11 protein-coding genes are annotated in these 12,150 nt (G+C 62.6%); 6 read left to right on the forward strand and 5 right to left on the reverse strand.

The window, feature by feature from the left end; genetic code table 11:
* Positions 1-2: 2 nt before the first annotated feature.
* Together cysG and mgtE are read left to right on the forward strand one after the other, a co-directional pair.
* On the forward strand, positions 3-1,409 hold the full coding sequence (gene cysG, locus ACB031_RS21415) for a siroheme synthase CysG (protein WP_206220922.1): 1,407 nt from the start codon (positions 3-5) through the stop codon (positions 1,407-1,409).
* Positions 1,410-1,541: 132 nt separating this feature from the next.
* On the forward strand, positions 1,542-2,966 hold the full coding sequence (mgtE, locus tag ACB031_RS21420; RefSeq protein ID WP_041203041.1) for a magnesium transporter: 1,425 nt from the start codon (positions 1,542-1,544) through the stop codon (positions 2,964-2,966).
* Positions 2,967-3,023: 57 nt separating this feature from the next.
* Here mgtE and ACB031_RS21425 read toward each other — a convergent pair whose 3' ends face one another.
* Positions 3,024-4,877 (reverse strand): methyl-accepting chemotaxis protein, encoded by a 1,854-nt coding sequence (locus ACB031_RS21425; RefSeq protein ID WP_371140206.1) that lies wholly within the window; start codon positions 4,875-4,877, stop codon positions 3,024-3,026.
* 146 nt (positions 4,878-5,023) lie between these two features.
* On the opposite strand from ACB031_RS21425, the gene rraA reads away from it, so the two are divergent.
* Complete coding sequence (rraA, locus tag ACB031_RS21430; RefSeq protein ID WP_005306574.1) at positions 5,024-5,509, forward strand: ribonuclease E activity regulator RraA; 486 nt, start codon at positions 5,024-5,026, stop codon at positions 5,507-5,509.
* Between the two features lie 270 nt (positions 5,510-5,779).
* On the opposite strand, the gene ACB031_RS21435 is transcribed toward rraA, so the two are convergent.
* From ACB031_RS21435 to ACB031_RS21445, 3 genes are all read right to left on the reverse strand, one after another.
* On the reverse strand, positions 5,780-6,454 hold the full coding sequence (locus tag ACB031_RS21435; RefSeq protein WP_010635778.1) for a 7-cyano-7-deazaguanine/7-aminomethyl-7-deazaguanine transporter: 675 nt from the start codon (positions 6,452-6,454) through the stop codon (positions 5,780-5,782).
* 126 nt (positions 6,455-6,580) lie between these two features.
* Positions 6,581-6,868, reverse strand: a complete 288-nt coding sequence (locus tag ACB031_RS21440; RefSeq protein ID WP_371140207.1) for a DUF3630 family protein — start codon at positions 6,866-6,868, stop codon at positions 6,581-6,583.
* A gap of 10 nt (positions 6,869-6,878) precedes the next feature.
* A complete protein-coding gene (locus tag ACB031_RS21445; protein WP_206220923.1) occupies positions 6,879-8,306 on the reverse strand; it encodes a YdiU family protein in 1,428 nt (475 codons plus the stop codon).
* Between the two features lie 103 nt (positions 8,307-8,409).
* Here ACB031_RS21445 and ACB031_RS21450 point away from each other — a divergent pair, with 103 nt between their 5' ends.
* Entirely contained in the window at positions 8,410-8,709 is a 300-nt protein-coding gene (locus ACB031_RS21450; protein ID WP_017764852.1) for a cytochrome c, read from the forward strand.
* A 92-nt stretch (positions 8,710-8,801) separates the two neighbouring features.
* Here the strand turns inward: ACB031_RS21450 and recQ are convergent, their stop codons facing one another.
* Entirely contained in the window at positions 8,802-10,637 is a 1,836-nt protein-coding gene (recQ, locus tag ACB031_RS21455; RefSeq protein WP_017764853.1) for an ATP-dependent DNA helicase RecQ, read from the reverse strand.
* A 133-nt stretch (positions 10,638-10,770) separates the two neighbouring features.
* Here recQ and ACB031_RS21460 point away from each other — a divergent pair, with 133 nt between their 5' ends.
* Both ACB031_RS21460 and ACB031_RS21465 read left to right on the forward strand, forming a co-directional pair.
* Positions 10,771-11,235 carry a thioesterase family protein gene (locus tag ACB031_RS21460; RefSeq protein ID WP_041202898.1) on the forward strand — a complete coding sequence of 155 codons (465 nt, stop codon included), beginning with the start codon at positions 10,771-10,773 and terminating at the stop codon, positions 11,233-11,235.
* Between the two features lie 124 nt (positions 11,236-11,359).
* Complete coding sequence (locus ACB031_RS21465; RefSeq protein ID WP_206220924.1) at positions 11,360-11,887, forward strand: hypothetical protein; 528 nt, start codon at positions 11,360-11,362, stop codon at positions 11,885-11,887.
* Positions 11,888-12,150 lie beyond the last annotated feature (263 nt).

Genomic DNA, 12,150 nt, shown 5'->3' on the forward strand with positions numbered 1-12,150 from the left:
CCATGGACTACTTGCCCATCTTCTGCCGACTCGACAACAAACCCGTGCTGCTGGTCGGCGGCGGCGAGGTAGCACAGCGCAAAGCGCGCCTGCTGCTGGATGCCGGTGCCCAGCTCACAGTCGTGGCTCCCGAGCTAGACCCCGAGCTGGCGGAACTGGCTGCCAACGGCAGCATCGAGTGGCTGGCCGGTGAATTCGCACCGGCGCAACTGGCGGGCAAGTGGCTGGTGGTGGCCGCCACCGATCGGCGCGAGGTGAATGCCCTGGTCTACCAGAGCGCCAATCAGGCGCGGATCTTTGCCAACGTGGTGGATGACCCGAAACGCTCCAGCTTCATCATGCCGTCGATCATCGACCGCTCGCCCCTGATGGTGGCCATCTCCTCCGGCGGCAAGGCGCCGGTGCTGGCCCGGCTGCTTCGGGAGAAACTCGAAGCCATGCTGCCCCAGCATCTGGGGGCCGTGGCGGCCTTTGCCGGCAGCCTGCGGGATCGGGTCAAGGCGCGCTTCGCCACCATGGGGGAGCGGCGCCGCTTCTGGGAACGGCTGCTCGGGGCGGATCGGCTCGGGCAAGCGCTGGCTCGGGGGGATAGAGCCTCTGCCCACCAGCTGGCCGACAACCTGTTTGCCGACGAAAGCCAGACCGGTGGCGAGGTGGTGCTGGTGGGGGCCGGCCCCGGCGATCCGGGCCTGCTCACCCTGCACGCCCTGCGCCAGATGCAGCAGGCGGACGTGGTGGTCTATGACCGGCTGGTCTCCGACGAGGTGATGGCGCTGGTGCGCCGCGACGCCAAGCGCATCTTCGTCGGCAAGCAGGCGGGCAACCACTGTGTACCTCAGGAGGGGATCAACCAGCTCTTGCTGGAGGAGGCGAAGAAGGGACAGCGAGTGGTGCGACTGAAGGGAGGTGACCCCTTCATCTTCGGCCGCGGCGGCGAAGAGCTGGAGACACTCGTTGGTACTGGCGTTGGCTTTCAGGTAGTGCCGGGCATCACGGCGGCCAGCGGCTGCGCCGCCTACGCCGGCATTCCGCTGACCCACCGCGATCACGCCCAGAGCGTGCGCTTCGTCACCGCCCACGGCAAGGGGGGCGCCCGGGATCTCGACTGGCCGCTGCTGGCAAAAGACAAGCAGACCCTGGTGTTCTACATGGGGCTCTCATCCTGCGCCACCATCCGCGAGCAGCTGCTGGCCCACGGCAAGGGGGGCGACACCCCGGTGGCGCTGATCGAGCGCGGCACCCAGCCGAGCCAGCGGGTCATTCGCGGCACCCTTGACCAGTTGCCCGAGCTGGCCATCGGCGTCGAAAGCCCGGCCCTTATAATGGTGGGCTCTGTGGTAACCCTGGCTGACTCCCTCGCCTGGTTCGGGCAAGGGGCTGCCACGGAGAGGGCGCTGGCTTCGGCCTGATATCACCTCATATGCAAACGCCACCCAGGGGTGGCGTTTCTTTTCCTGCATTTACTGTCATAACCTCTTGTTTTGAGTCTGGTATCCTATGGGGTGTGTCAGCCGGACCACCGAATTCAGGAATTCAGTTTCATGTCTCTCCCCGCCAAGAACAACGCCAAGCAGCGTGAACAGGACAGAGCCCGCATCCTCACCCTGCTGCTCGCCGACGACGCCCTCACCGACAGCCTGCTCGACCCGCAAGGGGAGCAGGACGCCGAACTGCGGAACCAGACCAGCGAGCTCACCCGACTGGTCAACAGCCTGCCCGCCGCCGATATCGCCGATGCGCTGGAATCCCTGCCGCCGGACGAGCGTCACGTACTGTGGCAGCAGGTGGATGCGGACAAGCACGGCCAGATCCTGGTGGAGGCCTCGGAGACGGTGTGGGACAGCCTCATCAGCGGCATGAGCGACAAGGAGCTGCTGCATGCCCTGAGCACCCTCGACATCGACGATCAGATCTATCTGGGCCAGTACCTGCCCCGCAACCTGATGGGGCGGCTGCTCACCTCCATGGCCCCCATGGACAGGGATCGGGTGCGGGAGGTGATCCGCTACGGCAAGCACACGGTTGGCGCCATGATGGACTTCGACCTGGTGACTGTACGTCCGGATGTGACCCTGGCTACCGTGCAACGCTACCTGCGCCTGCGCGGCCAGATCCCCGACAACACCGACAAGTTGTTCGTCATCGACCGTCGCAACCGGCTGCAGGGAGAACTGCCGCTCACGACCGTGTTGCTGCACAGACCCGAGACCCGGGTGAGCGACGTGATGGAGAAGGATCCGGTCACCTTCGATCCGGAAGACAACGATGAGGCGGCCGCCCGTACCTTCGAGCGGGACGACCTGGTCTCCGCCGCCGTGGTGGATGCCAGGGGCAAACTGATGGGCCGGCTCACCGTCGCCGAGGTGGTGGATCTGGTCTATGAGGAGAGCGATACCGACCTGCGCCGGATGGGGGGGATCAGCGAGGAGGAGGACGTGTTTGCGCCCGTCTCCAAGGCGGTCAAGACTCGCTGGGCCTGGCTCGCCATCAACCTCTGCACCGCCTTCGTGGCGTCGCGGGTGATCGGCCTGTTCGAGCACACCATCTCCCAGCTGGTGGCGCTGGCGGCGCTGATGCCCATCGTCGCCGGCATCGGCGGCAACACCGGCAACCAGACCATCACCATGATAGTGCGGGCGCTGGCGCTGCAGCACATCCAGACCGGCAACGTCTCCTTCCTGCTGTGGCGCGAACTGGGGGTGGCCCTGATCAATGGCCTGGTGTGGGGCGGCACCATGGGGGTGGCCACCTACATCCTCTATCAGGATGCGGCGCTGGGCGCCGTGATGACGCTGGCCATGATGCTCAACCTGCTGGTGGCGGCGCTGATGGGGGTCATCATCCCCATGACCATGAGCCGGCTGGGGCGCGACCCGGCGGTGGGCGCCAGCGTGATGATCACCGCCATCACCGACACCGGCGGCTTCTTCATCTTCCTGGGGCTGGCCACCCTGTTCCTGCTTTAATCCGCTTGGCAATAAAAAGGGAGCCTTTATGGCTCCCTTGTTCATTCAGCGCAGCCGCTACACCCGGTATTTGGCCACCGCCTGGTTGAGCAGCTTGGCCTGCTCGGTCAGGCCGTGACTCGATTTGGCGTTCTCCTCCGCCATCAGACTCGACTCCTGGGCGATGTCACGGATGTTGTTGACGTTGCGGTTCACCTCGTTGGCCACCAGGCTCTGCTGCTCGATGGCGGCGGCAATCTGGGTGCTCATATCCATGATGTGGGTGACGTCCTGGGTGATCTGCTCCAGCAGTTCGCCCGCCATGCTGGCCTGCTCCGAGCTGCTGTTGCCCTGCTCGCGGCAGGTCGCCATCATGCCCACTATGTTGCCGGTCTGCTTCTGCAGCGAGCTGATGATGCCGGCGATCTCCTGGGTCGACTTCTGGGTGCGGATGGCGAGGCTGCGCACCTCGTCCGCCACCACCGCAAAGCCGCGGCCCTGATCCCCCGCCCGCGCCGCCTCGATGGCCGCGTTGAGGGCCAGCAGGTTGGTCTGCTCGGCGATGCCGCGGATCACGTCCAGCACAGAGCCGATGGTCTCGCTCTCCTGCTGCAGCTGGGCCACTTCGCGGGAGGAGTTTTCCAGGTTGTCGGCCAGGGAGCGGATCTGGCCGACGGTGTTCTCCACCGCACTGCGCCCCTCCATCGCCTTGTTGTTGGTGGTCTGGGCATTGTTGGCGGCCTGCTCGGTGTTGCGGGCGATCTCCTCTATGGTTGAGCCCATTTCAGTGGAGGCGGTCGCCACCATGTCGGTCTCCTGCAGCTGGCGGGCCGCCCCCTCACTGGTGCGGCGGACGTTGCCTGAGAGGTGATCCGCCGCCTCGGTCAGGGTGTGCACGCTCTGCTTCACGTCGCCGATGAGGTGGCGAAAACCTCCCAGCATGACGTCCAGGTTGCTCGCCAGCTGCGCCATCTCGTCCGCCCCCTGCAGCTCGATCTTGAGGCGCAGGTCATTGTCCTGCCGGATGCGGTTGACGGTGTCGTTCACCCGCGAGATCGGGCGATCGATGCTGCGGCCCAGCAGCATGCTCATGATGCCCATCAGCACTATGATGACGCCGCCACAGACCAGCATCAGGGTGTTGAGGCGCGAGGTCTGCCGTACCAGCTCGTCGGCGATGTGCTTGTCGACCGCGGCGAACCCTTGCTCGGTCTGGTGCACCAGATCCCGCATCTGGCTGCGCAGCCCTTCCCCCTCATTCAGCCCCAGCACCTGCATCCCCTGCACCAGGGCGATGAAGTCCTGCTTGTACTGCTCGCTGGCCTGCTCCAGCTTGCCGCGTTCAGCCTCCGGCAAGGTTGCCAGCCGCTGCTGGAAATCCTTGTGCAGGGTCTGGAAGCGCTCCAGATACTGGATGTCGGAGCGCAGCATGAAGTCTTTCTCCGCCCGCCGCAGCTGCAGCATGGTGATGAGCAGTCCCTGCTCATCCAGCTGCTTGAGCCCCTCCTCCACCTCGTGCACCGCCGTCCGCAGGCGACCGTAGAGTCCATCTTCCGGCCCCAGTCCGATCTTCTGCTGTTGGACCACCAGCTCGTTGAAGGCCTTGCCATAGGCCTCCATCTGCTGATCCAGCATGGTCAGCTCGCCCTGCACGGCACTCAGGTTGTCCTCCTGGCTCAGGGTCTGGTTGAGCCGGTGAAAGTCAGCCAGCACTTCATTGAAGCGGGCAACGAAGGTCGGATCCTTGCGGATCAGGAAGTCTTTCTCCGCTCGTCGCAGGTTGAGCATGGCGATCTCGAGGCTGTCCACATTGCGCTGGGCCTCGGTCAGATGGCGACTCACCTGGTTGGAGTAGAAAAACAGGCTGCTCAATACCAGCATGGCCACGGCGACCAGCGCGGTATTCAGGATCAATTTATGACGGATGAGCACGATGAACCTCTCACAAACATGGGGTGGCATGCATTGAGCTTATGCAGAAAACGTTATCCCTGTTGTTGTTCAAGGAATATTCATTGAAATGCCAGTCCCACTCCTTATACTGGATCCCACCTGTTTCCAGCGGTGGATTTGACACAATGGAATACAACACTTCAGAACTGTGCGACATCTATCAGGACATGGTGGATGTGCTCGAACCCATGCTCTGCTCCTTCGGCGGCCGCGCCTCCTTCGGCGGCGTCATCACCACAGTCAAATGCTTCGAATCGAACGGCCTGATCCGTGAACTCGTCAAAGAGAACGGCGTTGGTCGGGTATTGCTGATCGATGGCGGCGGCTCCATGCGCCGCGCCCTGATCGACAGCGAGATCGCCACCACGGCGGCGGAGAACGAGTGGGAAGGGATCGTCTGTTACGGCTGCGTGCGCGAGGTCGACATTCTGGAAGATCTGGATATCGGCATTCAGGCGCTGGCGGCCATTCCGGTGGGTGCCGACAGCAAGGACGTAGGCGAGACCGATCTGCCGGTCAACTTCGGCGGCGTCACCTTCCTGCCGGACGACCATCTCTACGCCGATACCACAGGGGTGATCCTCTCCCCCGATGCGCTCGACATCGAGTAAGCAGAGCAGAGTGAGAATGGGAGCCAAGGCTCCCATTTTTTATGCCCGCGTGCTGCCGGACGCGGACAAAAAAAGAGGGCCAGTAAAAACTGGCCCCTTAACTGGAAGCAATGTGAGCAATGTCGTGCCTTCACAAGAAGTCCATCACGTTGGAACGAATGAAGTCTTTCCCGGAAAACAAGGTAACAATAATCATTCTCATTTAACTAAGCAACCCTTATTTGCCATAAATGCAAAAAAATTGACCACCCCGAGGGGTGGTCAATGTCGTCAGGCTTGCCGTGTGGCCGTTTGCAGGCCGCTCAAACCAGCCTCACCCACCAGCTTGCGGCTGAGATAACGCAGTAGCACGCCGTAGAGCGGCACAAACAATCCCAGGCTTATCAGCAGCTTGAACACGTAGTCCACGGTTGCGATCTCGACCCAGTGTTCGGCCATGAAGGGATCCGTGCTGCGCCAGAAGGCGATGGTGAAGAAGGTGATGGTATCCACCAGATTGCCGAACAGGGTGGAGGCGGCCGGTGCCACCCACCAGGCTTTCAGCAGCCGCAGCCGGTTGAACACCACCACGTCCATGAACTGGCCCACCAGATAGGCCATAAAGCTGGCCAGGGCGATACGTGCCACGAACAGGTTGAACTCGGCCAGATTGCCAACGCCCTGGAAGCTGCCCTCGAAGAACAGCACCGACAGCGCATAGGAGATGGCCAGCGCCGGCAACATCACGGTCTGGATGATCTTGCGCGCCAGACCGGCACCGAAGATCCGCACCGTCAGATCGGTGGCCAGAAAGATGAATGGGAAGCTGAAGGCCCCCCAGGTGGTATGGAAGCCGAAGATGGTGATCGGCAGCTGCACCAGGTAGTTGCTGCTGGCAATGATCAGGATGTGGAACAACGAGAGGCGCACCAGCGCCGTCTGGTGCTGAGCAGGGGTCAGATTCATATTGTGACCTTTTTGGTTAATGGGGTTAGGGAACCCATACCGCCACCATTGGCGATAATTGAGGGGCGAGATTATACGCCCCCAAATTGATAGTTCAATCTTTATGCTGTTGGTTGAGGCGCCTGCTCAGCCCTGATGCTGACGGGCCAGCCAGAGCAACACCTCGGCATCGGCCGGCTGCTCCACCGCCAGCCAGCAGCCGCTGTAGTGTTCGTACTCGAGTCGAAAGCGGCTCCCCTCGAACTCCAGCAGCCAGCTGTGACGATCGGCGCCACACTCACGTTCGAGCGCCACCAGCTCCCACTCCTGCAACAGGGCATCGGCCAGGGTTGGAAAACTGTCCCAGTCGAGCGCGGGGTGCTCCAGCGTCACCACCCCGGCCTCCCTGTCTATCTGCGTGATACGCCAGTTCATAGGCTGCTCCTCAACTGCTGCAAGAGAGCTCGCCACCGCAATACCATGCGGGGGACGGAGTGGCGAGATCCTCGTACTCGGGTTGTTCATCATAGGGATGCTGCAGGGCCGCAAACAGCCGCTCGAACGGCGCCATGTCTCCTCGCTCGGCAGCCTCGATCACCCGCTGGGCCAGCGCGTTGCGCAGCACATACTTGGGATTGACCGCATCCATCTGCCCCTTGCGCACAGCATCCTCGCTCCCCTCCCGGGAGAGGCGCGCCCGATAGGCCTCAAGCCACCCTTGCCAGGCGGCAGGGTCAGGCAGCAGGGCCAGCAGGCTGGCGGGCCAATCGCCCTGAACGGTCAGCGCCCCCAGCCGACGCAGGAACAGGTGGTAATCCACCTTGTGCGCCGCCAGCAGCCTGAACAGCTCGCGAAACAGCGCCGGATCCTCCTCTTCCCACACCGCCAGCCCCAGCTTGGCGCGCATCAGCTCGGAATAGTGCAGCATCAGCTGGTGCTCGTACTGAGCCAGGGCCGACGCCAGCGCGTCGCCATCGACGTGACCGGCCAGCGCTTGGGCCAACTTCTGCAGGTTCCAGTAGCCGACCGCCGGCTGCTGATCCAGCGCATAGCGACCACCCGGATCCGAGTGGTTGCAGACAAAGTCCGGCACATAGGCATCGATGAAGCCGTAGGGGCCGTAATCCAGGGTCAGCCCGAGCAGCGACATGTTGTCGGTGTTCATCACCCCGTGGCAGAAGCCTGCCGCCTGCCACTTGGCGATGAGCCGCGCGGTGCGGCGCACCACCTCGGCAAACAGCTCGGCCCCGTTCGCAAGCTCCTGGAAATGATGACGCAGCGCATAGTCGATAAGGGCCGGGATCTTCTCCCCCTGCCCGCTCCAGGCGAAATACTCGAAGTGACCGAAGCGCAGATGACTCGGGGCGGTGCGCAGCACGGTCGCGCCTGTCTCCACCTGTTCGCGGTAAACCGGCTCCTGGCTGCCCACCAGCACCAGTGCCCGGGTGGTGGGGATGCCGAGGGCATGCAGCGCCTCGGAGGCCAGATACTCGCGAATGCTGGATCGCAGCACGGCACGGCCATCGCCGAACCGGGAGAAAGGGGTCTTGCCCGCCCCTTTCAGGTGCAGGTCCCAGCGGCTGCCATCCGGTGCCTGCTGCTCCCCCAGCAGCAGGGCACGGCCATCGCCGAGACGCGGGCTGTAGCCGCCGAATTGGTGGCCCGCATAGACCTGGGCCACCGGCTGCATGCCGGGCAAGGGCTGGCCATGGCCACAGCAGGCCAGCCAGTCGGCATCGCTCACCGCCCCCAGCCCCAGCTCGCCGAGCAGCGCACGGTTGAGGTGCAGCAGGCCGGGAGCATTCAATGGCTGGGGGGCAACGGGCTCGCAGGCCCAGGGCAGTTCGGTGGCAAAAGTGTTGATCAGCTTCATGGTGGTGCGGTTCGTCCCTGCGTATTCTCGTGTCACTCTTTATACCGCCGTCGGCCAGCAGTGGCTAACGGGCGATGCGCTATTTCATTTCAAGGAGAAGAAGATGCAAAGATGGTTGGGCGCCCTGCCCCTGTTGCTGTTGTTGTGGGGGCCGGCCCAGGCGGCCGATGTCGAGGCAGGCAAGACCAAGGCTGCCGTCTGCGCCGCCTGTCATGGGGTCGAAGGCAGAGCCCTTGTCCCCAACTATCCCCATCTGGCGGGACAAAACGCCGCCTATCTGGTGAAACAGCTGAAGGCTTTCAAGGATGGCCGCCGCAAGGAACCTTTGATGGTGCCCTTCATGGCGCCGCTCACCGATGCCGACATGGAGAACCTGGCGGCCTATTACGCCAGCCTGAAATAATTCACGGCGTCCGGATAATGGGCGCCTTCCCCCCTGATGTGCCACTCTCCCGGCCAGAGTCTGCCGGGTCGATGATGCTTCGCTAATCAACCCTAGCGCCGGCAGTAGTCGATGATAAGGTCCATAAAGGCTTCGCCGAAGCGCTCCAGCTTGCGGTGGCCGACGCCGTTGATCGCCAGCATTTCGTCTTCCGTCATCGGCATGAGCTGCGCCATCTCCACCAGGGTCGCGTCGTTGAACACCACGTAGGGCGGCACCTCTTCGTCCTCGGCGATCTGCTTGCGCAGGGCACGCAGCTCCTTGAACAGCCGCTTGTCGTAGTTGGCGTTGTCGAGCAGGCCGCTGCGCTTCTCCTTGCGGCTGGAGATGGGCTGCAGCCGCGGCACCGCCAGTTCCAGCTTCACCTCGCCGCGCAGCACGGGGCGGGCCGCCTCGGTCAGCTGCAACACCAGGTTGCGGGTGATGTTCTGGGTCAGCAGCCCCTTGTGGATCAGCTGGCGGATCACGCTCATCCAGTATTCGTGGCTCTGATCCTTGCCGATGCCATAGGTCGACAGCTTGTCGTGACCGTGATCCTTGATGCGCTGGTTCAGCGAACCGCGCAGCACCTCCACCACATAGCCCACCCCGAAGTTCTGCCCCACCCGCCAGACGCAGGAGAGCGCCTTCTGGGCATCTTCGGTACCGTCATAGCTCTGGGGCGGATCCAGGCAGATGTCGCAGTTGCCGCACGGCTTGTCGTTGTACTCGCCGAAGTAGTTGAGCAGCACCTGACGGCGGCAGGTCTGCGCCTCGGCGAAGGCCGCCATCACGTTGAGCTTGTACTGCTCCACCTGCAGCTGCTGGGGATTCTCGATGTTGTCGAGCAGGCGCCGCACCCGGCCGATGTCGGCGGGATCGTAGAGCAGCAGCGCCTCCGCCGGGGTGCCGTCGCGGCCGGCCCGGCCTGTCTCCTGGTAGTAGGATTCGATGTTCTTGGGGATGTCGTAGTGCACCACGAAGCGCACGTTGGGCTTGTCGATGCCCATGCCAAACGCCACCGTCGCCACCACTATCTCGATGTCATCCTTGAGGAAGGCCTCCTGGGTCTGCTGGCGCAGCTCGAGGGGCAGGCCGGCATGATAGGGAGCTGCCTTGCAGCCGTGACGGGAGAGCCGCTCGGCCACCTCCTCCACCCGGTTGCGGCTGGAGCAGTAGACGATGCCGCAGTTGCCCTTTTGGCTCTGCACATAGCGCAGCAGCTGCTCGGCCGCCTTGAACTTCTCCACTAGGCTGTAGCGGATATTGGGCCGGTCGAAACTGGCGGTGTGGATAAAGGGATCGTTCAGTTCCAACCGGTGCAGCATGTCGCTGCGGGTCGCCTCGTCGGCGGTGGCGGTGAGCGCCACCACGGGCACCTGGGGAAACCACTGCTTGAGCCGCCCCAGCGCCGCATACTCCGGCCGAAAATCGTGCCCCCACTGGGAGACGCAGTGCGCCTCGTCGATGGCGAACAGGCCGAGGGGCAGCTCCGCCAGCCGGTCCATGAATTCGTGCTGCAGCAGGCGTTCGGGGGAGACGTAGACGATTTTTATCTCGCCACGCCGCATGGCGGCAAAGTTCTGGATCATCTCCTCCCGGCTCAGGGCCGAGTTGATGTAGACCGCCGCCACCCCGTTGGCGCGCAGGCTGTCCACCTGATCCTTCATCAACGAAATGAGGGGGGAGACCACTACCCCGAGCCCGGGCCGCAGCAGCGCAGGGATCTGGTAGCAGAGCGACTTGCCGCCGCCTGTGGGCTTGAGCACCAGCGCATCGCGCCCCGCCACTATCTGCTCGATGATCTCGAGCTGACCCGGCCGAAACTGCTGATAGCCGAACACCGCCTGCAACAGGGCAAGGGGGTTCTCTGGCTGAGGGTCAGGCAGGGTTTCGGCAATGACGGTCATGGGCTCTCCTTTGGGGTCGCCATTCTAAAGCAGCCGCCGCCCACAATAAACCTGCCATTGCGACTGTTAAGGAAGTGTTGCAGACTGGCTGGAGTTTTTACTCGGCTATGCCGACAGGGATTGGACTCAAGGAATGAAACAGATGCTCAAGAAGATGGCGCTCAGTGGCATTGCCAACCTGTTCGCCGAGAGGATGCCCTTCAACAGGCTGATCGGCATGCAGGTCACCCACTACGACTTCGACAAGGTGGAGCTGCGCATCAAGATGGAGGAGAAGCTGATCGGCAATCCCTTCCACAACATACTGCACGGCGGCGTCACCGCCAGCCTGCTCGACGTGGCCGGCGGCATGATAGTCGCCGCCTCCTGCATCGACGAGCTGGAAGACTTCTCCCCCAGCTATCTCAAGGAGCGCTTCTCCCGCCTCGGCACCATCGATCTGCGGGTGGACTATCTGCGGCCGGGGCGCGGCAACGAGTTCATCGCCACCGCCCACATCATCCGGGCCGGCAGCAAGGTCGCGGTTGCCCGCATGGAACTGCACAACGAAGAAGGGACTCATATCGCCTTCGGTACCGGCACCTACCTGGTGGGCTGAGCCCGCTCATTGCATAAAAACAGCGCTGCTAATCTGATTTTAATCATTAGAAACCTTACCCCCTCTGCCGCCACCGGGTTCATACTGAAAGTCGGGATTGTGTGCAGAAGGAGGATTGCAGGCGATGAGTGCGAAACTGGCCACCAAACCATCCAGAGCCTTGTTGAGGCAGCTCGAGTCCATGCTCGACGAGGTGCAGACACCCGAGTGTCGCCACTGGCTGGAACAGGAGCTTGAGGGATACTCTCTCTGTTCGCCCCTGCCCTGGTATCGCATCATAGCCTGTCGGCAACGCGGTCACTTCTTGGATCTGAAGACGGGAAAATACCTGACCTGTCACATCAACAGTCAAACGCTAAGCCAACGCGATCTGGCCCAGATTCAGTTCATCTATGCCCGTGAACCCGCCGCCCACTATTTGCTGCAACGCAATTCCGGTATTGAGCCCTGGCCAGAACAGCTGCTGGAAGATTATCAGGAGCAGCTGATCCCTGGCCATCTGTGCCTGCAAGCCTGGCATGAGCCCGTGTCTTCATTACGCGAACAACTGATGGAGGGAATAAAACATTTCATTAGTGAGTACCCCAAGCATGCGGCCTTGCAACCTCAACACAGCTTCAAGGCATTGCGGCATCAGCACTGGCATATCTAACAGGCGCCTGGCGCGCAAGGAGGGCACCATAGACAGAACCCAACGAGAGATTGCCACAATCTAGAGTGCCGGAGTCAGGATCAGACTCCACCCTGGGCCACCGAGCGGTGGCCCTTTTATTGTCTGGTTGTCTTGCACAGAACAACCCAACAAGCGAGACAGCGAGACAGCGAGACAGCGAGACAGCGAGACAGCGAGACAGCGAGACAGCGAGACAGCGAGACAGCGAGACAGCGAGACAGCGAGACAGCGAGACAGCGAGA

The organism is Aeromonas sp. S8(2024) (genome assembly GCF_041403085.1).
Lineage (GTDB): Bacteria > Pseudomonadota > Gammaproteobacteria > Enterobacterales > Aeromonadaceae > Aeromonas > Aeromonas dhakensis.

What these genes read in the sequence shown, in the direction of transcription:
- cysG (WP_206220922.1), top strand. Translation starts at nt 3, where the DNA reads ATGGACTACTTGCCCATCTTCTGCCGACTCGACAACAAACCCGTGCTG.
- mgtE (WP_041203041.1), top strand. Translation starts at nt 1,542, where the DNA reads ATGTCTCTCCCCGCCAAGAACAACGCCAAGCAGCGTGAACAGGACAGA.
- rraA (WP_005306574.1), top strand. Translation starts at nt 5,024, where the DNA reads ATGGAATACAACACTTCAGAACTGTGCGACATCTATCAGGACATGGTG.
- ACB031_RS21435 (WP_010635778.1), bottom strand. Translation starts at nt 6,454, where the DNA reads ATGAATCTGACCCCTGCTCAGCACCAGACGGCGCTGGTGCGCCTCTCG.
- ACB031_RS21440 (WP_371140207.1), bottom strand. Translation starts at nt 6,868, where the DNA reads ATGAACTGGCGTATCACGCAGATAGACAGGGAGGCCGGGGTGGTGACG.
- ACB031_RS21445 (WP_206220923.1), bottom strand. Translation starts at nt 8,306, where the DNA reads ATGAAGCTGATCAACACTTTTGCCACCGAACTGCCCTGGGCCTGCGAG.
- ACB031_RS21450 (WP_017764852.1), top strand. Translation starts at nt 8,410, where the DNA reads ATGCAAAGATGGTTGGGCGCCCTGCCCCTGTTGCTGTTGTTGTGGGGG.
- recQ (WP_017764853.1), bottom strand. Translation starts at nt 10,637, where the DNA reads ATGACCGTCATTGCCGAAACCCTGCCTGACCCTCAGCCAGAGAACCCC.
- ACB031_RS21460 (WP_041202898.1), top strand. Translation starts at nt 10,771, where the DNA reads ATGAAACAGATGCTCAAGAAGATGGCGCTCAGTGGCATTGCCAACCTG.
- ACB031_RS21465 (WP_206220924.1), top strand. Translation starts at nt 11,360, where the DNA reads ATGAGTGCGAAACTGGCCACCAAACCATCCAGAGCCTTGTTGAGGCAG.